Source organism: Klebsiella sp. CN_Kp104 (genome assembly GCF_040064515.1).
Lineage (GTDB): Bacteria > Pseudomonadota > Gammaproteobacteria > Enterobacterales > Enterobacteriaceae > Klebsiella > Klebsiella aerogenes.
On record NZ_JBEAII010000040.1, the window covers coordinates 1 to 25,201 of the forward strand.

General features: G+C 53.9%; 22 protein-coding genes and 1 tRNA gene. 21 read left to right on the plus strand and 2 right to left on the minus strand.

The features are described 5' to 3' along the window. The first annotated feature begins 99 nt into the window (after window positions 1-99). Window positions 100-174, plus strand: a tRNA-Gln gene (locus ABLU80_RS20730). A gap of 114 nt (window positions 175-288) precedes the next feature. On the opposite strand, the gene ubiF is transcribed toward ABLU80_RS20730, so the two are convergent. Beyond that, entirely contained in the window at window positions 289-1,464 is a 1,176-nt protein-coding gene (gene ubiF / locus ABLU80_RS20735; protein ID WP_348850431.1) for a 3-demethoxyubiquinol 3-hydroxylase, read from the minus strand. A 170-nt stretch (window positions 1,465-1,634) separates the two neighbouring features. Here ubiF and miaB point away from each other — a divergent pair, with 170 nt between their 5' ends. The 11 genes from miaB (at window position 1,635) to ABLU80_RS20790 (ending at window position 14,843) form a co-directional block, all read left to right on the plus strand. Continuing rightward, window positions 1,635-3,059: a tRNA (N6-isopentenyl adenosine(37)-C2)-methylthiotransferase MiaB gene (gene miaB / locus ABLU80_RS20740; protein WP_015367713.1), complete on the plus strand. Its 1,425-nt coding sequence runs from the start codon at window positions 1,635-1,637 to the stop codon at window positions 3,057-3,059. 156 nt (window positions 3,060-3,215) lie between these two features. Continuing rightward, window positions 3,216-4,262 carry a PhoH family protein gene (locus ABLU80_RS20745; protein ID WP_015367714.1) on the plus strand — a complete coding sequence of 349 codons (1,047 nt, stop codon included), beginning with the start codon at window positions 3,216-3,218 and terminating at the stop codon, window positions 4,260-4,262. Beyond that, window positions 4,259-4,732 (plus strand): rRNA maturation RNase YbeY, encoded by a 474-nt coding sequence (ybeY, locus tag ABLU80_RS20750; protein ID WP_042893289.1) that lies wholly within the window; start codon window positions 4,259-4,261, stop codon window positions 4,730-4,732. The genes ABLU80_RS20745 and ybeY overlap by 4 nt, the downstream gene beginning before the upstream one ends. A 158-nt stretch (window positions 4,733-4,890) precedes the next feature. Continuing rightward, window positions 4,891-5,769 (plus strand): CNNM family magnesium/cobalt transport protein CorC, encoded by an 879-nt coding sequence (gene corC, locus ABLU80_RS20755; RefSeq protein WP_015704743.1) that lies wholly within the window; start codon window positions 4,891-4,893, stop codon window positions 5,767-5,769. 22 nt (window positions 5,770-5,791) lie between these two features. After that, on the plus strand, window positions 5,792-7,330 hold the full coding sequence (gene lnt / locus ABLU80_RS20760) for an apolipoprotein N-acyltransferase (protein ID WP_047080586.1): 1,539 nt from the start codon (window positions 5,792-5,794) through the stop codon (window positions 7,328-7,330). 428 nt (window positions 7,331-7,758) lie between these two features. Then, on the plus strand, window positions 7,759-8,670 hold the full coding sequence (locus ABLU80_RS20765; RefSeq protein ID WP_015367719.1) for an amino acid ABC transporter substrate-binding protein: 912 nt from the start codon (window positions 7,759-7,761) through the stop codon (window positions 8,668-8,670). A 163-nt stretch (window positions 8,671-8,833) separates the two neighbouring features. Continuing rightward, window positions 8,834-9,574 (plus strand): amino acid ABC transporter permease, encoded by a 741-nt coding sequence (locus tag ABLU80_RS20770; RefSeq protein WP_015367720.1) that lies wholly within the window; start codon window positions 8,834-8,836, stop codon window positions 9,572-9,574. After that, window positions 9,574-10,248, plus strand: coding sequence for a glutamate/aspartate ABC transporter permease GltK (gltK, locus tag ABLU80_RS20775; protein WP_015367721.1), 675 nt, complete (start codon window positions 9,574-9,576; stop codon window positions 10,246-10,248). Before ABLU80_RS20770 ends, gltK begins: the two co-directional genes overlap by 1 nt. After that, a complete protein-coding gene (locus tag ABLU80_RS20780) occupies window positions 10,248-10,973 on the plus strand; it encodes an amino acid ABC transporter ATP-binding protein (RefSeq protein ID WP_015367722.1) in 726 nt (241 codons plus the stop codon). The genes gltK and ABLU80_RS20780 overlap by 1 nt, the downstream gene beginning before the upstream one ends. Window positions 10,974-11,336: 363 nt before the next feature. Continuing rightward, the gene (locus ABLU80_RS20785; protein ID WP_348850432.1) at window positions 11,337-13,010 is read left to right on the plus strand and encodes a ShlB/FhaC/HecB family hemolysin secretion/activation protein; all 1,674 of its coding nucleotides are present in this window, start codon (window positions 11,337-11,339) and stop codon (window positions 13,008-13,010) included. Window positions 13,011-13,049: 39 nt separating this feature from the next. Continuing rightward, a complete protein-coding gene (locus ABLU80_RS20790) occupies window positions 13,050-14,843 on the plus strand; it encodes a filamentous hemagglutinin N-terminal domain-containing protein (RefSeq protein ID WP_063446770.1) in 1,794 nt (597 codons plus the stop codon). Window positions 14,844-14,888: 45 nt separating this feature from the next. Here the strand turns inward: ABLU80_RS20790 and ABLU80_RS20795 are convergent, their stop codons facing one another. Beyond that, a complete protein-coding gene (locus ABLU80_RS20795) occupies window positions 14,889-15,371 on the minus strand; it encodes a zinc ribbon-containing protein (RefSeq protein WP_015704740.1) in 483 nt (160 codons plus the stop codon). A 226-nt stretch (window positions 15,372-15,597) separates the two neighbouring features. Here ABLU80_RS20795 and leuS point away from each other — a divergent pair, with 226 nt between their 5' ends. From leuS to mrdB, 9 genes are all read left to right on the plus strand, one after another. Further along, window positions 15,598-18,180 (plus strand): leucine--tRNA ligase, encoded by a 2,583-nt coding sequence (gene leuS, locus ABLU80_RS20800; RefSeq protein ID WP_015704739.1) that lies wholly within the window; start codon window positions 15,598-15,600, stop codon window positions 18,178-18,180. 14 nt (window positions 18,181-18,194) lie between these two features. Beyond that, window positions 18,195-18,785: an LPS assembly lipoprotein LptE gene (lptE, locus tag ABLU80_RS20805; protein ID WP_015704738.1), complete on the plus strand. Its 591-nt coding sequence runs from the start codon at window positions 18,195-18,197 to the stop codon at window positions 18,783-18,785. Beyond that, window positions 18,785-19,816: a DNA polymerase III subunit delta gene (gene holA / locus ABLU80_RS20810; protein ID WP_015704737.1), complete on the plus strand. Its 1,032-nt coding sequence runs from the start codon at window positions 18,785-18,787 to the stop codon at window positions 19,814-19,816. The genes lptE and holA overlap by 1 nt, the downstream gene beginning before the upstream one ends. Then, window positions 19,809-20,459, plus strand: a complete 651-nt coding sequence (gene nadD, locus ABLU80_RS20815; protein ID WP_032707612.1) for a nicotinate-nucleotide adenylyltransferase — start codon at window positions 19,809-19,811, stop codon at window positions 20,457-20,459. The genes holA and nadD overlap by 8 nt, the downstream gene beginning before the upstream one ends. 51 nt (window positions 20,460-20,510) lie before the next feature. Then, complete coding sequence (locus tag ABLU80_RS20820) at window positions 20,511-21,119, plus strand: adenosylcobalamin/alpha-ribazole phosphatase (protein WP_348850434.1); 609 nt, start codon at window positions 20,511-20,513, stop codon at window positions 21,117-21,119. Window positions 21,120-21,362: 243 nt separating this feature from the next. After that, complete coding sequence (gene rsfS, locus ABLU80_RS20825) at window positions 21,363-21,680, plus strand: ribosome silencing factor (RefSeq protein WP_002894623.1); 318 nt, start codon at window positions 21,363-21,365, stop codon at window positions 21,678-21,680. A gap of 3 nt (window positions 21,681-21,683) precedes the next feature. Then, on the plus strand, window positions 21,684-22,151 hold the full coding sequence (rlmH, locus tag ABLU80_RS20830) for a 23S rRNA (pseudouridine(1915)-N(3))-methyltransferase RlmH (protein WP_015367732.1): 468 nt from the start codon (window positions 21,684-21,686) through the stop codon (window positions 22,149-22,151). Between the two features lie 27 nt (window positions 22,152-22,178). After that, on the plus strand, window positions 22,179-24,080 hold the full coding sequence (gene mrdA / locus ABLU80_RS20835; protein WP_015367733.1) for a peptidoglycan DD-transpeptidase MrdA: 1,902 nt from the start codon (window positions 22,179-22,181) through the stop codon (window positions 24,078-24,080). Continuing rightward, the gene (gene mrdB, locus ABLU80_RS20840; RefSeq protein ID WP_008805635.1) at window positions 24,080-25,192 is read left to right on the plus strand and encodes a peptidoglycan glycosyltransferase MrdB; all 1,113 of its coding nucleotides are present in this window, start codon (window positions 24,080-24,082) and stop codon (window positions 25,190-25,192) included. The genes mrdA and mrdB overlap by 1 nt, the downstream gene beginning before the upstream one ends. Window positions 25,193-25,201 lie beyond the last annotated feature (9 nt).

Genomic DNA, 25,201 nt, shown 5'->3' on the forward strand with positions numbered 1-25,201 from the left:
AGCACATCACTCATAATGATGGGGTCACAGGTTCGAATCCCGTCGTAGCCACCATATTCAGGACTATCGGTTAATATCGGTAAATCCGTAAAAATTTGTTGGGGTATCGCCAAGCGGTAAGGCACCGGATTCTGATTCCGGCATTCCGAGGTTCGAATCCTCGTACCCCAGCCACTTATTAACAAAAAAGCTCACTTCGGTGAGCTTTTTTGCTTTCTGCGGATAGTCATCTTGCCGATGCAGGTACTGCAAAACTTTAGTCTGCAGCCCCCATCGGCAAATGCCCCTTTACAACCCTAATGCATATTTCAATGCCTGGCGCTTTAATACACCGGCACGTTCGGCAGCCATCAGGCCAATATTACGCAACACGCGCACCGGCGCTAAATCGTTGCTGAAGCCGGCATAGAACAGATCCATGCCAGATTGCATAATAAAGTTATCCGCCCGGCGCCGCGCCTGATAGCGCTTCAGCACCGGCAAGCTGGACCAGGCTTCCCCGCGTCCGCGGGCTTCCGCCAAAATATCCAGCAGCGCGTCAACGTCGCGATAGCCAAGGTTAACCCCCTGCCCCGCCAGCGGATGAATGGTATGCGCCGCATCCCCTACCAGCGCCAGCCCCGGTTGCACGTACTGCAGCGCATGTCGGCGGGTTAACGGGAAGGCGCCGGCGCTCATTGGCGTCACGCTGCCCAGACGTTTCGGGAAATGCGCGGTGATTTCCTGCTGCAGTTGGGCCATCGACATCGCCTGCAGCTGGCGGATGCGCGCCGGGGTGTCGTACCACACCAGCGACGCCCAGTTATCGAATAGCGGCAGGAAGGCGCGCGGCCCACCGGGGGTGAACTGTTGCCAGGTGCTATCACCGGGATCGTCGGCGCACTGCACGCTAATTAGCATACAGGATTGCTGATATTGCCACGCCTGTACGCCGATGCCGGCCAGTTCGCGCACCTGAGAATTCGCGCCGTCTGCGCCGATCGCCAGTTGCGCCGCGCAAACGCTCTCATCGCTCAGGCGCAGCGAAACGCCCTGCGGGTCACGATGAAGCTCGCTTAACGTCACGCCAACCCGCAAGCTCACCTGCGGATGGGCTTCAAGCGCCTGCCACAGCGCCAGCTGTAGCACGCTATTTTCCACCATATAGCCAAGCTCAGGCAGCTTCAGCTCGGCGGCATTAAAGTCAACGTGCGCGCTTTCCCACTCCCAGGTTTCAAGGCGACGATAAGCATGCGCGCGCATACCGCGCACCGCTTCCCAAACGCCGAGGCTTTTGAGCAAGCCGACCGACGACGCGCTAATCGCCGAAATACGCACATCTGGCGCCGCAGCGGCATCAAAGGCCGGAGGCGCGTGTTTTTCTATCACCGTCACCGAAAACCCGTGTTGCGCCAGCCCCAGCGCCAGCGCGCCGCCGACCATTCCGCCGCCGACGATGGCGATATCTGTTGCATGAATTGTCATGGCAATTATCCTTAAAGCTGATTTCCTTAAGTTTACCGGATTTTTTGCACCTTGCGGGGGATCGTGGTCGCACTGGTCAGGTGGCAACCAAAGCATTACAATGCGTACCCTGCAAACGAATTCTAATTCTTAACTTATACCCGTCTTTATAATTGAGCATGAGCAAGTCGATGACAAAAAAACTCCATATTAAAACCTGGGGCTGTCAGATGAACGAATACGATTCATCCAAGATGGCCGATCTGCTGGATGCCACCCATGGGTATCAACTCACAGAAGTGGCCGAAGAAGCGGACGTGCTGCTGCTCAACACCTGCTCAATTCGCGAGAAGGCGCAGGAAAAAGTGTTCCATCAGCTTGGCCGCTGGAAACTACTGAAAGAGAAAAAACCCGGCGTGATTATCGGCGTCGGCGGCTGCGTCGCCTCCCAGGAAGGCAAACTGATTCGCCAGCGCGCCCATTACGTTGACATTATTTTTGGCCCGCAGACGCTGCATCGCCTGCCGGAGATGATCGACGCGGTGCGCAATAACCATAAACCGGTTATCGACGTGAGCTTCCCGGAAATCGAAAAATTCGATCGCCTGCCGGAACCACGCGCCGAGGGGCCGACCGCCTTCGTTTCCATTATGGAAGGCTGCAACAAATACTGCACTTACTGCGTGGTGCCCTATACCCGCGGTGAAGAAGTGAGCCGTCCGTGCGACGATATTCTGTTTGAAATCGCTCAACTGGCGGCGCAAGGGGTGCGTGAAGTCAACCTGCTCGGGCAGAACGTTAACGCCTGGCGCGGCGAAAACTACGATGGCACGACCGGCAACTTTGCCGATCTACTGCGTCTGGTCGCCGCCATCGACGGCATCGACCGTATTCGCTTCACCACCAGCCACCCGATTGAGTTTACTGACGATATCATCGAGGTCTATCGCGATACCCCTGAGCTGGTGAGCTTCCTGCATTTACCGGTGCAGGCCGGTTCCGATCGCGTACTGAACCTGATGGGCCGTACCCACACTGTGCTGGAATATAAAGCGATTATCCGCAAGCTGCGCGAAGCGCGCCCGGATATTCAGATTAGCTCCGACTTTATCGTCGGTTTCCCTGGCGAAACGACGGAAGACTTCGAAAAAACCATGAAGCTGATTGCCGAGGTTAACTTTGATGTCAGCTACAGCTTTATCTTCTCTGCCCGCCCGGGCACCCCGGCGGCGGATATGGTCGACGATGTTCCTGAAGCCGATAAAAAACAGCGCCTGTACATTCTGCAGGAGCGTATTAATCAGCAGGCGATGGCATGGAGCCGCCGCATGCTCGGCACCACCCAGCGTATTCTGGTAGAAGGCACGTCGCGTAAGAGCCTGATGGAGCTCTCCGGGCGCACCGAGAACAACCGCGTGGTGAACTTCGAAGGCACGCCGGATATGGTCGGTAAATTCGTCGACGTAGAAATCGTCGATGTCTACACTAACTCATTACGCGGCAAAATTGTCCGCACAGAAGATGAGATGGGACTGCGCGTCGTGGAATCGCCGGAATCGGTCATTGCGCGTACGCGAAAAGAAAACGATCTGGGCGTCGGCATCTACCAGCCGTAATCCCGGCAGGCCTGTCGGTTCCGGCAGGCCTTGCATTTCCCCTCCTCGCCCCTATATCTATAGCAATGCTTGCGCCATATTCCCGTGACGTGAATAATTTCCTTATTGGCCGGATGACGATTGTCCTCCGGCAACACACGTAATAAGAGGAACAGTTTGAACATAGAAACCCGTGAAATTACCCTGGAGCCAGCGGACAATGCCCGCCTGTTAGCACTGTGCGGCCCGTTTGACGACAACATCAAACAGCTGGAGCGTCGGTTGGGTATTGAGATCAACCGCCGCGACAATCACTTTAAACTGACCGGCCGCGCCATCTGCGTGCACGCCGCGGCCGATATTCTGACAAGCCTGTATGTCGATACCGCGCCAATGCGCGGCCAGATTCAGGATATTGAACCGGAACAAATCCACCTGGCTATTAAAGAAGCCCGGGTGCTCGAGCAGAGCGCCGAGAGCGTGCCGGAATACGGCAAGGCCATCAATATCAAAACCAAACGCGGGGTGATCAAACCGCGTACGCCAAACCAGGCGCAATACATCGCCAATATCCTCGACCACGACATTACCTTTGGCGTCGGCCCGGCGGGTACTGGTAAAACCTATCTTGCGGTCGCCGCGGCGGTCGATGCCCTGGAGCGTCAGGAAATTCGCCGCATTCTGCTGACTCGTCCTGCGGTCGAAGCAGGCGAGAAGCTCGGCTTCCTGCCGGGCGACTTAAGCCAGAAGGTTGACCCGTATTTGCGCCCGCTGTACGACGCGCTGTTCGAGATGCTCGGCTTTGAGAAAGTCGAGAAGCTGATTGAGCGTAACGTCATTGAAGTCGCGCCGCTGGCCTACATGCGCGGGCGTACGCTGAATGACGCCTTTATCATTCTCGACGAAAGCCAGAACACCACCATCGAGCAGATGAAGATGTTCCTGACCCGTATCGGCTTTAATTCGAAAGCGGTTATCACCGGCGACGTGACCCAGATTGACCTACCGCGCAATACCAAATCAGGTCTGCGCCACGCCGTTGAAGTGCTGGCGGAAGTCGATGAAATCAGCTTCAACTTCTTCCACAGCGAAGACGTGGTGCGCCACCCGGTGGTCGCCCGCATCGTCAATGCCTATGAGGCATGGGAAGAAGCCGAACAAAAACGTAAAGCAGAACTGGCCGCCGAGCGCAAACGCGAAGCCCAGGAACAGGAGCAAAAATGAGTCAGGTGATTCTCGATTTACAGCTGGCCTGCGAAGACACCAGCGGTCTACCGGACGAAGCCCTCTTTCAACGCTGGGTGGATGCCGTCATCCCGCAGTTCCAGGAAGAGTCAGAGTTAACGATTCGCCTGGTGGATGTCGCCGAAAGCCACGAGCTGAACCTGACCTATCGCGGCAAGGATAAGCCGACTAACGTCCTCTCCTTCCCCTTCGAAGCCCCGCCGGGCATTGAGATGCCGCTGCTCGGCGATCTGATCATCTGCCGCCAGGTGGTTGAACAGGAAGCCAAAGAGCAGGAAAAACCGCTGGAGGCTCACTGGGCGCACATGGTCGTGCACGGTAGCCTGCACCTGCTGGGCTACGATCATATCGAAGACGACGAAGCGGAAGAAATGGAAGGCCTCGAAACAGAGATAATGCTTGCTCTGGGCTATGAGGATCCGTACATTGCCGAGAAGATTGCTGAATAGTAACTTGCCGGATGACGGCGCAAGCGCCTTATCCGGCCTACATTCATGCGTATCCCAGGCCTGATAAGCGTAGCGCTATCAGGCAAAACATGCCGTACGACGCTGAGTTTACGCGCGACGAGCGACAATTAAATCAACACGAGAACCCATACGACGCCATGAGCGACGACAATTCACACAGTAGTGACACAGTAAACAGCAAAAAGGGATTTTTCTCCCTCTTACTCAGCCAACTTTTCCACGGTGAACCCAAAAACCGTGATGAATTATTGGCGCTGATCCGTGACTCCGGGCAGAATGAGCTTATCGATGAAGATACGCGCGACATGCTCGAAGGGGTAATGGATATCGCTGACCAGCGCGTCCGCGATATTATGATCCCGCGTTCGCAAATGATTACCCTGAAACGCAACCAGACGCTGGACGAGTGCCTCGATGTGATCATCGAATCCGCCCACTCGCGTTTCCCGGTCATTAGCGAAGATAAAGATCACATTGAAGGGATTCTGATGGCTAAGGATCTGCTGCCGTTTATGCGCAGCGACGCCGAAGCTTTCAGCATGGAAAAAGTGTTACGCCCGGCGGTTGTCGTGCCTGAAAGCAAGCGGGTTGACCGCATGCTGAAAGAGTTCCGCTCGCAACGTTATCATATGGCGATCGTCATCGATGAGTTCGGCGGCGTTTCCGGCCTGGTGACTATCGAAGATATTCTCGAACTTATCGTCGGCGAAATCGAAGACGAATACGATGAAGAGGAAGATATCGATTTCCGTCAGCTAAGCCGTCATACCTGGACGGTACGCGCGCTGGCATCGATTGAAGATTTCAATAAAGCCTACGGCACCCACTTCAGCGATGAAGAGGTCGATACCATCGGCGGGCTGGTGATGCAGGCCTTTGGTCATCTTCCGGCCCGCGGCGAGTCGATTGACATTGATGGTTACCAATTCAAGGTCGCAATGGCTGACAGCAGACGTATTATTCAGGTCCATGTAAAGCTTCCTGATGATGCGCCGCAGCCGAAGCTGGAAGACTAATTTAACGGGACGATTAACCTAAATGGTATTTGCCTCTTTACTTGAACGCCAGCGCGTACGTCTGCTGCTGGCGCTGTTATTCGGAGCCAGCGGAACGCTGGCTTTTTCACCTTACGACTTCTGGCCGGCGGCGATTGTCTCGCTGTTTGGTCTGCAGGCGCTCACTCTCAACCGTCGGCCGCTACAGAGCGCCTGGATTGGCTACTTCTGGGGGCTTGGGCTATTCGGCACCGGTATTAACTGGGTTTACGTTAGCATCGCGCAGTTCGGCGGCATGCCGGGCCCGGTTAACGTTTTCCTCGTTGCTTTGCTGGCGGCCTATTTATCGCTGTACACCGGTCTGTTCGCCGGGATCCTCGCGAGACTATGGCCGAGAACTAACTGGATCCGTCTGGCCATCGCCGCGCCTGTCATCTGGCAAATTACCGAATTTCTCCGCGGCTGGGTGCTGACCGGTTTCCCGTGGCTGCAGTTCGGCTATAGCCAGATTGACGGTCCGCTAAAGGGCCTGGCGCCGGTGATGGGCGTTGAGGCGATAAACTTTCTATTGATGGTGGTCAGCGGCCTGCTGGCGCTGGCTATCGCGCAGCGTCACTGGAAACCGCTGCTGGTGGCGATAGTGCTGTTTGCCCTGCCCTTCCCGCTGCGTTATATCCAGTGGTATCAACTGCTGCCAGAACGGGCGACGGAAGTCTCTTTGGTGCAGGGCGATATTCCGCAGGCGATGAAATGGGATGAAAACCAGCTGGTTAACACCCTGAAAACCTATCTCGATCTCACCCAGCCGCATATGGGTAAATCACAGCTGATTATCTGGCCGGAGTCGGCGATTCCGGATCTGGAAATCAATCAGCAGCATTTCCTTAGCATGGTTGATGACCTGATGCGGGCCAAAAATAGCTCGTTGATTACCGGTATTGTCGATGCGCGGCTCAATAAACAAAACCGCTACGATACCTACAACACCATCATCACGCTGGGTAAAGATAACCCGTACAGCTACGACTCGACCAATCGCTATAATAAAAACCATCTGGTGCCGTTCGGCGAATTCGTACCGCTGGAATCGATTTTACGCCCTCTGGCGCCGTTCTTCGATTTGCCGATGTCCTCGTTCAGCCGCGGCCCTTACGTGCAGCCGCAGCTGGTAGCGCATAACCTGAAGCTTACGGCGGCAATTTGCTACGAAATCATTCTCGGCGAGCAGGTCCGCGATAATTTCCGCCCGGATACCGATTATCTGCTGACTATCTCCAATGATGCGTGGTTTGGTAAGTCAATTGGCCCATGGCAGCACTTCCAGATGGCGCGGATGCGCGCGCTGGAACTGGCGCGCCCGCTGCTACGCAGCACCAACAACGGTATCACCGCCGTTATTGGCCCGCGTGGTGAAATTCAGGACATGATCCCACAGTTTACCCGCGCGGTGTTGACCACTAAGGTCACGCCAACCACCGGCCTGACGCCGTATGCCCGTACCGGCAATTGGCCGCTGTGGGCGTTAACCGCCCTCTTTGGCTTTGCCGCGCTGGTGATAAGCCTGCGCCAGCGTCGACGCTAATCTTTTCCGCCGGGCAGCCGCCCGGCCTGCTCCCGGCGGCATTCGTCGCCGGCGGGTCTTCCCCGCTTTACGCTCTCCAGCGCCAATCTGGCACGTCCATTGCTTAATTTCATCCCTGTAGACGATTTTGACCGCGGTTGTACCAGGGTTGCACCGAAAGCGTTCGCACTTCGCGCCACGTTGGTGCAACAACCCATTTTTGCCCACAAATGGTGCGGTGCGCTTCGCAAAAATAAACAATAACGCATCAAAATCTTTACATTAAGCCAAACTAAATGCTAACAAGCTCATACAAATACTGCACTTTAAGATTGCAGACGATTCCCGAAAGCGCCGCCTTACGGCAGTGCTCACAGGAATAACAACACATACACACAATCACAATGGGTATCACTAGCGTCCCTGGCGTTAAGGATAAGGAGTTGGATATGCAATTACGTAAACTGGCCGCCGCAATGCTGGTCATGGGAGTGACCGCTGGTCTGGCACACGCTGAAGATGCCGCCCCGGCCGCAGGTCAGAGCACGCTGGATAAAATCGCCAAAAACGGGGTGATCGTCGTCGGCCACCGCGAGTCGTCAGTACCATTCTCCTATTACGATAACCAACAAAAAGTAGTGGGTTACTCTCAGGATTACTCCAACGCTATCGTTGAAGCCATCAAGAAAAAGCTGAATAAACCCGATCTGCAGGTGAAACTGATTCCGGTCACCTCGCAGAACCGCATCCCGTTACTGCAGAACGGCACTTATGATTTCGAGTGCGGTTCCACCACCAACAACCTTGAGCGTCAGAAGCAGGCCGCCTTCTCCGATACCATTTTCGTCGTCGGCACTCGTCTGCTGGTGAAAAAAGGTGGGCCGATTAAAGACTTCCCGGATCTGAAAGACAAAGCGGTAGTCGTCACTTCCGGTACCACCTCGGAAGTGCTGCTGCATAAGCTGAACGACGAGAAGAAAATGAACATGCGCATCATCAGCGCGAAAGATCACGGCGACTCTTTCCGTACGCTGGAAAGTGGCCGCGCGGTGGCCTTTATGATGGATGATGCCCTGCTGGCCGGCGAGCGCGCAAAAGCGAAGAAACCGGATAACTGGGAAATCGTCGGTACGCCGCAGTCGAAAGAGGCCTATGGCTGCATGCTGCGTAAAGACGACGCATCGTTCAAAACACTGGTCGATGACACCGTTGCCCAAGCGCAGACCTCTGGCGAAGCGGCGAAATGGTTTGATACCTGGTTTAAGAACCCGATTCCGCCGAAAAATCTGAACCTGAACTTCGAACTGTCCGACGACATGAAGGCGCTGTTCAAATCACCCAATGACAAGGCTCTTAACTAATTAAAAAAACAGGGGCTCGATAAAGTAGCCCTCCCGATTGTTGCCTTTGCACGGACAGACTATACGGTGGCTGGTCGTTCCCCAGCCGCCGCGAATACCGAAACAAGCAGGGCAACAATCTTCGAGGGTAGCGCTGCTACCCTTTTTTTTCTGGAGTTTATTTATGTCAATAGACTGGAACTGGGGAATATTCCTGCAACCCGCCCCGTTCGGCAACACCACTTATTTAGGCTGGTTATGGAGCGGCTTTCAGGTTACCGTCGCACTGTCGATTAGCGCCTGGATTATCGCTTTCCTCATCGGCTCGCTGTTCGGTATTCTGCGTACCGTCCCTAACCGCTGGTTAGCCGGGATCGGCACCTGCTACGTCGAACTGTTTCGTAACGTTCCACTGATTGTCCAGTTCTTTACCTGGTACCTTGTTATTCCGGAGTTTCTGCCGGAAAACATCGGCATGTGGTTTAAGTCGGAACTGGATCCAAATATTCAGTTCTTTGTCTCCTCAATGCTGTGCCTTGGGCTGTTTACCGCTGCCCGCGTCTGCGAGCAGGTCCGCGCCGCGATACAGTCCCTTCCTCGCGGGCAGAAAAATGCCGGCCTGGCGATGGGGCTGACTCTGCCGCAAACCTATCGCTACGTGCTGCTGCCGAACGCTTATCGCGTTATCGTGCCGCCGATGACCTCGGAAATGATGAACCTGGTAAAAAACTCGGCTATCGCTTCCACTATCGGTCTGGCGGATATGGCGGCGCAGGCGGGTAAGCTGCTGGATTACTCAGCCCACGCCTGGGAATCGTTTACCGCGATCACCCTCGCCTATGTATTCATCAACGCCGTAATCATGCTGGTGATGTATGTGGTTGAACGTAAAGTTCGCCTGCCGGGCAATATGGGAGGCAAATAATGTACGATTTTGACTGGAGTTCAATTGTTCCTTCCATGCCCTACCTGCTGGCAGGGTTGGTCATTACGCTGAAAATCACCGTCACGGCAATTATTATCGGTATCGTCTGGGGCACCATTCTGGCGGTGATGCGCCTGTCAAGCTTCCTGCCGTTGGCGTGGTTTGCCAAAACCTATGTTAACGTTTTCCGCTCGATTCCGCTGGTGATGGTGCTGCTGTGGTTCTATCTGATCGTTCCCGGATTCCTGCAAAACGTGCTGGGGCTGTCGCCGAAAACCGATATTCGTCTGATTTCGGCGATGGTGGCATTTTCGATGTTTGAAGCGGCCTACTATTCGGAAATTATTCGCGCCGGGATCCAGAGTATTTCCCGTGGTCAGTCGAGCGCCGCGCTGGCGCTGGGGATGACCCACTGGCAATCGATGAAGTTGGTGATTCTGCCGCAGGCCTTCCGCGCGATGGTCCCGCTGCTGTTAACCCAGGGTATCGTCCTGTTCCAGGATACCTCGCTGGTGTACGTCCTGAGCCTGGCCGATTTCTTCCGTACCGCCTCCACCATTGGCGAACGTGACGGAACCCAGGTGGAAATGATCCTGTTCGCAGGCGCCGTTTATTTTGTATTTAGTCTCAGCGCATCGCTGTTGGTCAGCTGGTTGAAGAAAAGGACTGTGTAATGATTACCCTGAAAAATATTTCAAAATGGTATGGTCACTTTCAGGTGCTGACCGATTGCTCCACCGAAGTGAAAAAAGGCGAGGTTGTGGTGGTTTGCGGGCCGTCAGGCTCCGGTAAATCGACGCTGATTAAAACCGTTAATGGCCTTGAGCCGGTGCAGCAAGGCGAAATTATCGTTGATGGCACTCAGGTTAACGATAAGAAAACCAATCTTGCTAAACTGCGTTCCCGCGTCGGTATGGTATTCCAGCACTTTGAACTGTTCCCGCACCTGTCGATCATCGACAACCTGACGCTGGCGCAAATTAAGGTTCTCAATCGCGATAAAGAATCTTCGCGTAAAAAGGGGCTTAAGCTGCTGGAGCGCGTGGGTCTGGCGGCGCATGCGGAAAAATATCCGGCGCAGCTCTCCGGCGGCCAACAACAGCGTGTCGCGATCGCTCGCGCGCTGTGCATGGATCCGATTGCGATGCTGTTCGATGAACCGACTTCAGCGCTTGACCCGGAGATGATTAACGAAGTGCTGGACGTGATGGTCGAGCTGGCGAACGAAGGTATGACCATGATGGTGGTGACGCACGAAATGGGCTTTGCCCGTAAAGTGGCTAACCGGGTCATCTTTATGGATGAAGGTAAAATTGTCGAAGATGTCGATAAAGAAGCCTTCTTCGCCAACCCGCAATCAGAACGCGCGAAAGATTTCCTCGCCAAAATCCTGCACTAAAATCCCAGCGCGCACATCATGTGCGCGCCTTTTCTCCCTTGATAATGTGCGTCATATATTAGTGGTTTATTTTAATTGTTTTCTTATTAAACCAGTGAATATTTTAACGTTCGCCCCTGACAAATCACATTATAAATTAATTTAATTCATATAAAATTCATTTTTCTTCGCATGGCTAAGCGTTACCACCACCGCTAACATACCCCTCTTAAGAACAAGCCCTGGGAATATTACCCAACACATTACTTTCTGATAATAAAAATAATATTTTTATAGATGGCCCTATGGCCTGAATAAGGTCACATATTAAGCAAGCTTAACAATACAGCATGCAAATTAAATGAAACAAATGGAACTTGCTTCATGTTTAATAAAAAAAATCTGATTTACACCCTGCTGATTCTATTTTTCTGTCAGCAGCAGGTTTTCGCTAGTACGATAGTCTCCACCACGACTAACCAAAACGAGCAGGATAAAGCCCGTCAGGCGGCGCTGACGCCACAGCAGCAGGCCGCCCAGGCTTCATTAATTAATACCGACCGACAAACGCTCACATTTCCAAAGGAAGAAAACTGCAGATTCATCAATAATATTCATATCGATTCTGCCGAGCCGAAGCTCACGCATCAGCTTCTGGACAACCTTACAGATCAGGCTCTGCATCGTTGTCTGGGAATTAACGGTATTCAGCACCTCACCATGGCATTACAAAATGAGTTAATTGCCCGTGGTTACATCACTTCATTAATGACCATTCCGGAACAGTCATTGGCGCAGGGCACATTAAGGCTCGAACTCGCTTATGGCAAAATCGGTGATATTTTCTGGTCAACGACAAGCGAGCAAACCACCAGCATCTGGAACAATATCCCCACCCGCACGGGAGATATCCTGCGTCTCACCGATCTCGAACAGGGAATGGAAAACCTGCGCCGCCTGCCAGGAAGTTCGGCGAATATGCAAATATTACCGGGACAACGGGAGGCAGAAAGCAATCTGCAGCTAACGCGTCGGCTGGATAAAAAATGGCAGGTAGGAGCCTGGATGGATGACGCTGGCAGCCGCGCCAGCGGTCGTTATCAGGCTGGCGGTGCGCTCTATCTTTATGATATCACCACACTCAACGACATTTTTTATGTCTCAGGCGGCGGAGATATTGAGTTTAATCAACATAATGATGGCAACCAGAATGGCAGCCTGTATTATTCGATTCCCTTCGGTTACTGGGCGTTAGGTCTTTACGGTTCACAGAGCCAATATCGCCAGTTGTTCAGGGGCAACTGGTCGCAAACGGATTATAAAAGTAAAAACCGCTACTATAGCGCGACGCTTTCACGTCTGTTGTCTCACACCCGTCAGCAAAAAACGTCGCTGGATTTACGCATTTCAAAAAGTTCTTCACACTACTATTTTGGCGGTGAAGAACTCGGGGTGATGCACAAACAGAACCCAACATGGGAGCTGACACTACGACAGCAACGCTATTTCGATAAAAAAGTCGTCGCCGCCAGCCTGGGGTTACAGCGCCGCCTCCCATGGCTAAACTCCGTCGCCACACCGGAAGAAAAAGCAGGCCAGTTCAGTAAGCGTTCACGCGTAGTACATGCCGATTTACAGGCGTTAATGAAATTCGATTTAACCGGTGACAGGTTTAGTTATGCACCGCATTTCAATGCGCAGTATAGCCCGGACATTCTCTCCTCGGATAACCAATTTAATATTGGCAACCGCTGGACGGTTCGCGGGTTTGATGGCGAATATACTCTCTCTGGCAATCAGGGATGGTACTGGAGCAATGATTTCATCTGGGATATTACCGGCCCGGAACAGCAATTCTATTTAGGATTAGATATTGGTCGTATTACCGGCAGTGAACAATATCAACAGGGAAAAGTTATCTCCGGCGCTGTGAGCGGATGGCGTGGCGATATATATTCAACACAATATGATTTTTTCATCGGCACACCACTAAGTAAACCGGATAACTTTAGTAGCGACTCATTCAATATGGGTTTTTCATTAAAGTGGAAGTATTAATACCAACTTATTTTCAATTATATTTAAAGGAATAAATTCATGTTTAAGTTTAACTTAACCTATGTTGCTTTAGCAGCAGCATTAAGCTCAACTCTCGTGTACGCCGACCCGACAACCTATACCCATTCATCTGGCGCGACTGTGGTTGATATTGAAAAGCCGAATTCCGCGGGCGTCTCGCACAACCTGTATCGTGAATTCAACGTTGGCAGCAACGGCTTAATACTCAATAACAGCGATAGCGATCTCAATCATGATACGTTTGGCAATATCGCCAAAAACAACAACCTGACCAATGGCGGCGCATCGGTGATTCTTAATGAAGTCACCTCTAATAAAGCCAGTTCACTAAATGGTTTCATTGAAGTCGCCGGACTGAAAGCCGACGTGGTAATCGCCAACCCTAACGGTATTACCTGCTCCGGCTGTAGTTTCGTTAACACCAATAAGGCAATATTAACCACAGGCCAGGTCAATATGACCGATGAAGGCACTATCGGCAGCTATACCATTACCGATGGTAGAATCACCATCGGCGAAAATGGCATGAACGCCGCTAACAGCTATGCTGTTCTACTCGCCGACGCGATTAAAATTAATGGTAAAGTGCAGGCCAAGAACGCCCTTGTTAGTGCAGGTAATTTCACCATGGATAACAGTTCTGGCGCGGTGACCTCAGCGGGTAAAAAAGCGACCCTGATCGAAATGACGATTAACCCGCAATACAGCATCGACGTCAGTAGCCTTGGCGGCATCACCGCCAACAGCATTAGCATGATTGGCAATAACATTGGCTTTGGTGTACGTAATAATGGCTCTATTGTCTCAAACAGCTCACTGCAGCTCACCAGCTACGGAAATCTGCTGAATAAAGGGACGATAAAAGGCAACGGTCTGCTAAGCCAGGTTTCTACGGTCACAGGTATCACCAATGAAGGCAGTATCGGCGGAGCCAATTATTTAATGCTCTCCAGTGGGGATTATATTGTTAACGTCGGTTCGATCACCGGCGGTCAGCTGATTGCCACCGCTAACGGCAACATCACTAACGGCGACTCCGGGACGATGACCGGAACCAGTAGGTTAAGCCTGGCCAGCGGTGGAAAAATCCGTAATGAGGCTAAGGCCTCTCTGCTGTCGAATAACCAGATTTCCGCCACAGCAATGGGCGATTTTCTGAATGAAGGGAAAATCAGTGCTAAAAACACCGCCCTTACTTTTGTTGGCGAGAGTTTTAAAAATACCGGGAACATTAATTCAACCGGCAACACCACCATTCAGTCTCTTAAACAGGATGGCACCGTAAATGTCGGGGAAATCTACAACCTGGGTAATATCACTGGCGAAAACATCAATCTACAAACCAACGGCACACTGGCGCAAAGCACCAGTGGCAAAATGACCGCAACTAACGCGATTACCGCGCACAGCTATTGGTTGAATAATAATGGCTCGATGCAAGCGCAAAGTATTACCAGCGATCATGGCCCGGTCAATAATACCGGCAGCATCTCCGCACATAATATTTCTATCACCACTTATGCGGATATTGTTAATGAAGGAACCATTTACAGTAGCGGGGATTTAGTTCTGGATACGCAAAAAAGAGGCAATATCTATAACTACAGTCTGATCGATGCGGATGGCACCCTGACGATGACGGCGAAAAAGGTAGTCAACAGCGGTCGTGGTTGCGGTTGGTTTAAATTTAATACCTGTGATGTCGGCACCATCAGCGCCAACAAGATGGTCCTCAACTCCTCGCATAAATACGCCAGTGAGATGGGTGGTTATCAATACTTCAAGGTTGCGGAAATTAATACCGTACTGTAATGACTCAGCGATGCGCAGCGCAATGCGCATCGCTGCTTTTAGCGTTTACGGCTCAAATGGCCGCCGCTGAAACTGGTCATGCCCGCATTTCGGGCAGAGTGGCAGCACATCCGGGGTGTATACCGCCAGATGGTAGTGACACTTCTCGCATACCAGGTTGCCAAGACCTACCACTTCCCCGCTGTGATAGACTCCGTGGTGGTTCAGATCCTGAAACACTTCACGCCACTCAAGCTGGGTTTTGTCGGTGATATCGGCAAGCTCCTGCCACAGGCTCTCTTTGATCACCCGCATAAAGACGCTGTCGCTATCGTCTTCATGGCTCTCTTCATAGCTGCGGGCAAATTCTTCCAGATCGCGCTTCACCGCCGCGATAAGTGACTCAACCTCGCTCTGCGTCAGATCGCCTGCCTGGGTGATTTTCTCCCTCGCCTGCTTCACCAGCGCGTCAATGTCACGCTCTCCATTGCGCAGCCGTTCACTGAGCGAGGAGACCAGTTCCCGGTAATATTGAGCAACCTTGTTCATCATTTCGCCTCCGGTGTGATTAACTGCTTCTAATAATAGACGTTATCGGCGGTTTGCTTTGCCATCCGCGCCACAGAGTCGCGAAAAATTCTGCGCCGCTTTTGCCGATGTTAATGTGCGAAAGGCTGTTTTGACGTGGACGTTTGGGCTATGCTATGCCGATCTGAAATAACACATCCATTGGCTACATTTTGTAGCTGTATTGAAAACAGGACCACTGGCTGCCATGCAAGAGCAATACCGCCCGGAAGAGATAGAATCGAAAGTCCAGCTTCACTGGGACGAAAATCGTACATTTGAAGTAACTGAAGACGAGAGCAAAGAGAAGTATTACTGCCTGTCGATGCTTCCTTATCCTTCTGGTCGACTACACATGGGTCACGTGCGTAACTACACCATCGGCGACGTCATCGCGCGCTATCAGCGCATGCTGGGCAAAAACGTCCTGCAGCCGATCGGTTGGGATGCGTTTGGTCTGCCTGCGGAAGGCGCGGCGGTGAAAAACAATACCGCCCCGGCCCCGTGGACCTATGACAACATCGCATACATGAAAAACCAGCTGAAAAAGCTGGGCTTCGGCTATGACTGGAGCCGTGAAATTGCGACCTGCACCCCGGAATACTACCGCTGGGAGCAAAAATTCTTCACCGAGCTGTATAAAAAAGGCCTGGTGTACAAAAAAACCTCAGCGGTGAACTGGTGTCCGAACGATCAGACCGTGCTGGCTAACGAACAGGTTATCGACGGCTGCTGCTGGCGCTGCGACACCAAAGTTGAGCGCAAAGAGATCCCGCAGTGGTTTATTAAAATCACCGCCTACGCCGACGAACTGCTCAACGATCTGGACAACCTGGATCACTGGCCTGACACCGTTAAGACCATGCAGCGCAACTGGATCGGCCGCTCTGAAGGGGTAGAAATCTCCTTTGACGTCAACGACTACGCCGATAAGCTGACCGTCTACACCACCCGCCCGGATACCTTCATGGGCTGCACCTACCTTGCCGTCGCAGCGGGTCACCCGCTGGCGCAACAGGCTGCGGCTAACAATCCGGCGCTGGCCGCCTTTATCGACGAATGCCGTAATACCAAAGTTGCCGAAGCCGATATGGCGACGATGGAGAAAAAAGGCGTCGACACCGGCTTTAAAGCTATTCACCCACTGACCGGCGAAGCCATCCCGGTATGGGCGGCTAACTTCGTACTGATGGAGTACGGCACCGGCGCGGTGATGGCCGTTCCGGGTCACGACCAGCGCGACTACGAGTTTGCCAGCAAATACGGCCTGAACATCAAGCCAGTTATTCTCGCCGCTGACGGTTCCGAGCCGGATCTCTCCGAGCAGGCCCTGACCGAGAAAGGCGTGCTGTTCAACTCCGGCGAATTTAGCGGCCTGGATTACGAAGCAGGCTTCAACGCCATTGCCGATAAACTGGCCGCGATGGGCGTTGGCGAGCGCAAAGTTAACTACCGCCTGCGCGATTGGGGGGTTTCCCGCCAGCGTTACTGGGGCGCGCCAATTCCGATGGTGACCCTGGAAGACGGTACCGTGATGCCGACGCCGGAAGACCAACTGCCGGTTATCCTGCCGGAAGACGTCGTCATGGACGGCATCACCAGCCCGATCAAAGCCGATCCTGAGTGGGCGAAAACCACCGTTAACGGCATGCCGGCGCTGCGTGAAACCGACACCTTTGACACCTTTATGGAGTCCTCCTGGTACTACGCGCGCTACACCTGCCCGCAGTACGATAAAGGTATGCTGGACCCGAATGCCGCGAACTACTGGCTGCCGGTGGATATCTACATCGGCGGCATCGAACACGCCATCATGCACCTGCTCTATTTCCGCTTCTTCCACAAGCTGATGCGCGATGCCGGTATGGTGAACTCCGATGAGCCAGCTAAACAGCTGCTGTGCCAGGGTATGGTACTGGCCGATGCGTTCTACTACGTCGGCGAAAACGGCGAGCGTAACTGGGTATCACCGATTGACGCCACCGTTGAGCGTGATGAAAAAGGCCGTATCGTTAAAGCCTTCGACCCACAGGGCCGCGAGCTGGTGTATACCGGCATGAGCAAAATGTCCAAGTCGAAGAACAACGGTATCGACCCGCAGGTTATGGTTGAGCGCTACGGCGCGGATACCGTACGTCTGTTCATGATGTTCGCCTCCCCAGCAGAAATGACCCTTGAGTGGCAGGAATCTGGCGTAGAAGGGGCAAACCGCTTCCTGAAACGCGTCTGGAAACTGGTTTACGAGCATACCTCTCAGGGCCCGGCTGTCGCCCTGGATGTGGCAAGCCTCAGCGAAGATCAGCAAGCGCTGCGTCGCGACGTGCATAAAACGATTGCCAAAGTGACCGATGATATCGGCCGTCGTCAGACCTTCAATACCGCCATTGCCGCGGTAATGGAGCTGATGAACAAACTGGCGAAAGCGCCGCAGGAAGGCGAACAGGATCGCGCGCTGATGCGTGAAGCGCTGCTGGCAGTGGTGCGTATGCTCAACCCGTTCACCCCGCATGCCTGCTTCACCCTGTGGCAAGAACTGGGCGGCGAAGGCGATATCGACAACGCGCCGTGGCCGGTAGCAGACGAAAGTGCAATGGTTGAAAACACGACTCTGGTCGTCGTCCAGGTAAACGGTAAAGTTCGTGGTAAAATTACCGTTGCGGTAGACGCAACCGAAGAGCAGGTTCGTGAACGTGCAGGCCAAGAACATCTGGTCGCAAAATACCTTGAAGGCGTGACCGTACGTAAAGTGATTTACGTTCCGGGCAAACTGCTCAATCTGGTCGTTGGCTAAGCGCGGGAGGAAGCGTGCGATATCTGGCAACAATGCTGTTATCTCTGGCGGTGTTAATCACCGCCGGTTGCGGCTGGCATCTACGTAGTAATACGCAGGTTCCAACCACAATGAAAACTATGATTTTCCAGTCAGGCGATCCGAATGGTCCGTTAAGCCGTGCGGTACGTAACCAGCTACGTCTGAATGGCGTAGAGCTGATCGAAGCCGATACGCTGCGTAAGGATATTCCGTCCCTGCGTCTGGGTAACTCATCCATTCAGAAAGATACGGCATCCATTTTCCAGGATGGTCGTACTGCTGAATACCAAATGGTGCTGACCGTTAACGCCACCGTATTGATTCCGGGCCATGACATTTACCCAATCAATACCAAGGTTTATCGCTCGTTCTTCGATAACCCGCAGGCGGCGCTGGCGAAAGATGCCGAGCAGGACATGATTGTTCGTGAAATGTACGATAAGGCTGCGGAACAGTTGATCCGTAAATTGCCGAGCGTGCATGTTGCGGATGTCGAAGCCACTAAAGAGGCTGAGCAGCCGGTGTCTGGTACCCCGGCCACCTCAACCTCTGGCAACCGCGTCTCCACTACGCTGGGTAACTGATGATTCGGTTGTACCCGGAACAACTCCGCGCGCAGCTCACTGAAGGGCTGCGCGCGGCGTATTTATTGCTTGGTAGCGACCCATTACTGTTACAGGAAAGCCAGGATGCGATCCGCGAAGCCGCGGCCGCCCAGGGCTTTACCGAACATCACACCGCGACCATCGATGCCAGTACCGACTGGCCCGCCCTTTTTTCCTTAAGTCAGGCGCTGAGCCTCTTTTCCAGCCGCCAGACGCTTCTGCTTATCCTGCCGGAAAACGGCCCGAATGCGGCGATCAACGAACAGCTGTCCACGCTGGTCGGTATGCTGCATGAAGATCTGCTGCTGATTGTCCGCGGCAACAAGCTTACCAAGGCGCAGGAAAACGCGGCGTGGATAACAACGCTTGCCAGCCGCGCCGTGCAGGTGAGCTGCCAGACGCCGGAATACGCGCAGTTGCCTCGCTGGCTGGCCGCCCGCGCTAAACAGAATCAGTTGCAGTTAGATGAGGCCGCCAGCCAACTGCTATGCTACTGCTATGAAGGCAACCTGCTGGCGCTGGCGCAGGCGCTGGAGCGCCTCTCTTTGCTGTGGCCTGACGGTAAACTGACGCTGCCGCGCGTTGAACAGGCAGTGAATGACGCCGCCCACTTTACGCCGTATCACTGGGTCGATGCCCTGCTGGCCGGTAAAAGCAAACGCGTACTGCACGTCCTGCAACAACTGCGCCTTGAAGGTTGCGAACCCGCTATTTTGCTGCGCACGCTGCAGCGCGAACTGCTGCTGCTGGTCACTCTGAAGCGCCAGTCGGCACATACGCCGCTGCGCACGCTGTTTGATAAACACCGGGTCTGGCAGAATCGACGTCAGCTGGTCGGCGACGCGCTCACGCGCCTCAGCGCCGAACAGTTACGCCAGGCCGTTACGTTATTAACCCGCGCCGAGCTCACCTTCAAACAGGACTACGGCCAGTCAATATGGCCCGAGCTGGAAAGCCTTTCGTTACTGCTCTGCCATAAAGCGCTGGCGGACGTTTTTATTGATGGTTGATATGACTCAGTTGCAGGCAATGTACGGCGGCACCTTCGATCCGGTGCATTATGGTCACCTTAAGCCGGTAGAGATTCTGGCAAACCAAATTGGTCTTAGCCGGGTCATTATCGTGCCCAATAACGTGCCGCCGCATCGCCCGCAGCCGGAAGCCACCAGCGCCCAGCGGGTGCATATGCTGGAGCTGGCAATTGCCGATAAACCCCTATTTGTTCTCGACGAACGAGAGCTACAGCGCGATACGCCGTCCTGGACTGCGCAAACGCTACAGGAGTGGCGGCAAGAACAAGGCCCGGAACAGCCCCTGGCATTTATCATCGGCCAGGACTCGCTGCTGACCTTCCCTACCTGGCATAACTACGCCACGATCCTCGATAACGCGCATCTGATCGTCTGCCGCCGTCCGGGATATCCGCTGGCGATGAAGCGCGAAGAAGATCAGCAATGGCTCGATAAACATCTCACCCACGACGTCGAGTTGTTACATACCCGTCCCGCCGGGGTTATCTATCTGGCGGAAACCCCGTGGTTCGATATTTCCGCCACGCTGATTCGTCAGCGTCTACAGCAAGGTGTCTCCTGCGCCGATATGCTGCCGGCCGCCGTACTGGACTATATTCACCAGCAGAAGCTCTATTGCTGAGAACCGGCTGCGAGGATATCGTTACGCTACGCGATTTCCACGGAGTGCATCATGAAATTATGGCTGGTTCGCCACGGCGAAACGCAGGCTAACGTCGACGGACTGTATAGCGGACATGCTCCCACCCCCCTTACCGAACGCGGTATCCAGCAGGCGCGCTCGCTGGGTGACTATCTGCAAGCGGCGCCTTTCGACCGGGTATTGTGCAGCGAGCTGGCGAGAACCCAGCACACTGCCGACCTGTTGCTCGCTGGCCGGCCTGTCCCCCGGCAAATTATTCCTTCATTGAATGAGATGTTCTTTGGCGATTGGGAAATGCGCCACCATCGCGATCTGCAAAAAGAAGACCCGCGGAACTACGCTGCCTGGTGCAAAGACTGGCAACACGCCGCGCCGACCAATGGCGAAAGCTTCCAGGCCTTTGCCCAGCGTATCGCGGACTTTGCCGCCAGCCTCGGGCAATATCAACAGCGGGCTAACCTGCTGATCGTCGGCCATCAGGGCGCTTTAAGCCTGTTAATCGCACTCTTATTGCAAATGCCTGCGGCAGCAATGTGGCATTTTCCCCTCGCCCACGGTAGCTGGAGCCTTATCGAACGACGCGACGATTTCACAACCTTACGCGTATTAAATAGCCAGGCGCAGTGGCGCGCGGAATAAGAATTCATGGCCGCCCATTGACAGCCCCGAGCAGGCTGCTATTCTCCGCAGCCAGGCTACACCCGCTATACGCATCTTGCAGAAATTGTTTTACAAAAATGGCGATGCATTCGTCGGCAAGGGATGGGATGATAGCCCGCTTTCAAGGGCTGAAAGCTGACTTTTCTCCCGACATTGCCATGACTTCGGGTATACTGTCAGGCTCGTTATTGTTATCACTCTTCACGCACCCAGGGGGAACACTTGCAGGGTAAAGCACTCCAGGATTTTGTTATCGACAAAATTGATGACCTGAAAGGTCAGGACATCGTCGCCATTGATGTACATGGCAAATCCAGCATCACCGATTGCATGATTATTTGCACCGGCACGTCTACGCGCCACGTGATGTCCATCGCCGACCATGTGGTGCAGGAATCCCGCGCCGCCGGTATGCTGCCGCTGGGCGTTGAAGGTGAAGCCGCCGCCGACTGGATCGTGGTCGATCTGGGCGACGTGATGGTTCACGTCATGCAGGAAGAGAGCCGTCGTCTGTACGAGCTGGAAAAACTCTGGAGTTAATGCGTGAAGCTGCAATTGGTGGCCGTTGGCACCAAAATGCCGGACTGGGTTCAGACCGGCTTTAGCGAATATCTGCGCCGTTTTCCAAAAGATATGCCGTTCGAACTGGTAGAGATCCCTGCCGGTAAGCGCGGAAAGAATGCCGATATCAAACGTATCCTCGAAAAAGAGGGCGAAATGATGCTGGCAGCGGCAGGCAAGAACCGTATCGTGACCCTGGACATCCCCGGCAAACCCTGGGATACGCCACAGCTGGCGCGAGAACTGGAACGCTGGAAGCAGGATGGCCGGGACGTCAGTTTACTCATTGGCGGCCCGGAAGGTCTCTCTCCGGCCTGCAAAGCGGCAGCGGAACAGAGTTGGTCGCTTTCCACGCTCACGTTGCCCCATCCGCTGGTACGCGTGCTGGTGGCTGAGAGCCTGTATCGTGCGTGGAGCATAACGACTAACCACCCTTACCACCGTGAGTAATGATGACCTGGGTAGACTAAGCAGCGAATGAAATTACAGAATTCTTTCCGCGACTATACGGCTGAATCCTCGCTGTTTGTACGCCGCGCGCTGGTCGCTTTTACGGGCATTTTGTTGCTTACCGGCGTGCTGATTGCCAACCTCTACAACGTACAGATTGTCCGTTTCAACGACTACCAAACGCGTTCCAACGAAAACCGCATTAAGCTGGTCCCTATTCCGCCCAGCCGCGGCATTATTTACGATCGTAACGGCACGCCGCTGGCGCTGAACCGCACCATCTATCAGCTGGAGATGATGCCGGAAAAAGTCGATAACGTGCAGCAGACGCTGGATGCGCTGCGCGACGTCGTCGACCTGACCGACGACGACATCGCCGGCTTTAAAAAAGAGCGCGCGCGCTCTCACCGTTTCACCTCGATTCCGGTGAAGGTCAATCTTAATGAAGTCCAGGTGGCGCGTTTCGCCGTAAACCAGTACCGCTTTCCCGGCGTTGAAGTCAAAGGCTACAAGCGCCGCTACTATCCGTATAACTCCGCCCTGACCCACGTTATCGGCTACGTCTCTAAAATTAACGATAAAGACGTCGATCGCCTGGATAAAGAGGGCAAACTGGCTAACTACGCGTCGACCCACGACATCGGTAAGCTGGGAATCGAGCGCTATTATGAAGACGTGCTACACGGACAAACCGGCTACGAAGAGGTTGAAGTCAACAACCGCGGCCGCGTTATTCGTCAGCTAAAAGAAGTGCCGCCGCAGGCCGGGCGCGATATCTACCTAACCCTTGATTTGAAGCTGCAGCAGTATATCGAAACGCTGCTGGCGGGCAGCCGTGCGGCGGTGGTGGTCACCGACCCGCGCAGCGGCGCGATTCTGGCGCTGGTTTCAACCCCGAGCTACGATCCCAACCTGTTTGTCGATGGTATCTCCAGCAAAGATTATTCCGGACTACTCAACGATCCAAATACCCCGCTGGTCAACCGCGCGACGCAGGGGGTCTATCCACCCGCCTCGACGGTAAAACCCTACGTCGCGGTCTCAGCCTTGAGCGCCGGCGTCATTACCCGCAACACCAGTCTGTTCGACCCCGGCTGGTGGCAGTTGCCTGGCTCGGAAAAACGCTATCGCGACTGGAAAAAATGGGGTCACGGTCACCTGAACGTCACTAAGGCGCTGGAAGAGTCCGCGGATACCTATTTCTATCAGGTCGCCTATGATATGGGCATCGACCGCCTTTCCGAATGGATGAGTAAATTCGGCTACGGCGATTACACTGGCGTTGACCTGGCGGAAGAGCGCTCCGGCAACATGCCAACTCGCGAATGGAAGCTCAAGCGCTTTAAGAAACCCTGGTACCAGGGCGACACCATCCCGGTCGGTATCGGCCAGGGCTACTGGACCGCTACGCCGATTCAGATGAACAAAGCGCTGATGATCCTGATAAACGACGGCGTGGTCAAAGTGCCCCATCTTCTGCAAAGCACTCTCGAAGACGGGAAACAGGTCCCTTGGGTTCAGCCGCACGAACCGCCGGTCGGCGATATTCATTCCGGCTATTGGGAAATCGCTAAAGACGGCATGTACGGCGTTGCCAACCGCGGCAACGGTACCGCGCACAAATACTTTGCCAGCGCGCCGTATAAGATTGCGGCGAAGTCCGGTACCGCGCAGGTATTCGGCCTGAAAGCCAACGAAACCTATAACGCGCACCGAATTTCCGAACGTCTGCGTGACCACAAACTTATGACGGCGTTTGCGCCTTACAACAACCCCCAGGTCGCGGTGGCGATGATCCTGGAGAATGGCGGCGCCGGCCCGGCGGTCGGTACCATTATGCGCCAGATCCTCGATCACATCATGCTGGGTGATAACAACACCAATCTGCCGAGTGAAAGCCCGGCGGTGACGGCGGGGGAGGATCAATAATGACCGATAATCCAAACAAAAAATCACTATGGGATAAAATCCATCTGGACCCCACGATGCTGCTCATCCTGCTGGCGCTGCTCACCTACAGCGCGCTGGTTATCTGGAGCGCCAGTGGCCAGGACGTGGGCATGATGGAGCGTAAAATCGGCCAAATCGCCATGGGCGTGGTGATAATGATCGTGATGGCGCAGATCCCGCCGCGGGTATATGAGGGCTGGGCGCCCTACCTCTATATTTTCTGTATTATTTTGCTGGTTGCCGTAGACGCCTTCGGCGCAATATCCAAAGGCGCACAGCGCTGGTTGGATCTCGGTATTGTACGCTTTCAGCCCTCGGAGATTGCCAAAATAGCGGTACCGCTGATGGTGGCGCGGTTTATTAACCGCGATGTCTGTCCGCCGTCATTGAAGAATACCGCCATCGCACTGGTCCTGATCTTCCTGCCGACCCTGTTGGTTGCGGCGCAGCCAGACCTCGGCACCTCGATTTTGATCGCCCTCTCCGGCCTGTTTGTCCTGTTCCTCTCCGGCCTCAGCTGGCGCTTAATCGGTATCGCGGTAGTGCTGGTCGCCGCCTTTATTCCGATTTTATGGTTCTTCCTGATGCACGATTACCAGCGTCAACGCGTCATGATGCTCCTCGATCCGGAAACCGATCCGTTGGGCGCGGGCTATCATATTATTCAGTCGAAAATCGCTATTGGTTCCGGCGGCTTACGCGGTAAAGGCTGGTTGCATGGCACTCAGTCGCAGCTCGAATTCCTGCCTGAGCGCCATACTGACTTTATCTTCGCCGTGCTGGCGGAAGAGCTGGGTCTTATCGGGGTATTGATCCTGCTGGCATTGTACATTTTGCTTATCATGCGCGGACTGTGGATCGCCGCCCAGGCGCAAACCACCTTTGGCCGCGTCATGGCAGGCGGTTTAATGTTGATTTTATTCGTTTATGTCTTCGTAAATATTGGTATGGTAAGTGGTATTTTGCCGGTGGTGGGGGTACCTTTGCCGCTGGTCAGCTACGGGGGCTCAGCCCTAATCGTATTGATGGCCGGGTTTGGTATCGTAATGTCGATCCATACCCACAGAAAAATGTTGTCGAAAAGCGTTTAAGGGGTTCGC

Excerpts from the sequence above, each read along its gene's own strand:
- mrdB (WP_008805635.1), top strand. The coding sequence starts at position 24,080 with ATGACCGATAATCCAAACAAAAAATCACTATGGGATAAAATCCATCTG.
- mrdA (WP_015367733.1), top strand. The coding sequence starts at position 22,179 with ATGAAATTACAGAATTCTTTCCGCGACTATACGGCTGAATCCTCGCTG.
- corC (WP_015704743.1), top strand. The coding sequence starts at position 4,891 with ATGAGCGACGACAATTCACACAGTAGTGACACAGTAAACAGCAAAAAG.
- ABLU80_RS20790 (WP_063446770.1), top strand. The coding sequence starts at position 13,050 with ATGTTTAAGTTTAACTTAACCTATGTTGCTTTAGCAGCAGCATTAAGC.
- ABLU80_RS20820 (WP_348850434.1), top strand. The coding sequence starts at position 20,511 with ATGAAATTATGGCTGGTTCGCCACGGCGAAACGCAGGCTAACGTCGAC.
- ybeY (WP_042893289.1), top strand. The coding sequence starts at position 4,259 with ATGAGTCAGGTGATTCTCGATTTACAGCTGGCCTGCGAAGACACCAGC.
- holA (WP_015704737.1), top strand. The coding sequence starts at position 18,785 with ATGATTCGGTTGTACCCGGAACAACTCCGCGCGCAGCTCACTGAAGGG.
- ABLU80_RS20765 (WP_015367719.1), top strand. The coding sequence starts at position 7,759 with ATGCAATTACGTAAACTGGCCGCCGCAATGCTGGTCATGGGAGTGACC.
- ABLU80_RS20785 (WP_348850432.1), top strand. The coding sequence starts at position 11,337 with ATGTTTAATAAAAAAAATCTGATTTACACCCTGCTGATTCTATTTTTC.
- miaB (WP_015367713.1), top strand. The coding sequence starts at position 1,635 with ATGACAAAAAAACTCCATATTAAAACCTGGGGCTGTCAGATGAACGAA.
- ABLU80_RS20795 (WP_015704740.1), bottom strand. The coding sequence starts at position 15,371 with ATGAACAAGGTTGCTCAATATTACCGGGAACTGGTCTCCTCGCTCAGT.
- ubiF (WP_348850431.1), bottom strand. The coding sequence starts at position 1,464 with ATGACAATTCATGCAACAGATATCGCCATCGTCGGCGGCGGAATGGTC.
- nadD (WP_032707612.1), top strand. The coding sequence starts at position 19,809 with ATGGTTGATATGACTCAGTTGCAGGCAATGTACGGCGGCACCTTCGAT.
- lnt (WP_047080586.1), top strand. The coding sequence starts at position 5,792 with ATGGTATTTGCCTCTTTACTTGAACGCCAGCGCGTACGTCTGCTGCTG.
- gltK (WP_015367721.1), top strand. The coding sequence starts at position 9,574 with ATGTACGATTTTGACTGGAGTTCAATTGTTCCTTCCATGCCCTACCTG.
- ABLU80_RS20770 (WP_015367720.1), top strand. The coding sequence starts at position 8,834 with ATGTCAATAGACTGGAACTGGGGAATATTCCTGCAACCCGCCCCGTTC.
- leuS (WP_015704739.1), top strand. The coding sequence starts at position 15,598 with ATGCAAGAGCAATACCGCCCGGAAGAGATAGAATCGAAAGTCCAGCTT.
- ABLU80_RS20780 (WP_015367722.1), top strand. The coding sequence starts at position 10,248 with ATGATTACCCTGAAAAATATTTCAAAATGGTATGGTCACTTTCAGGTG.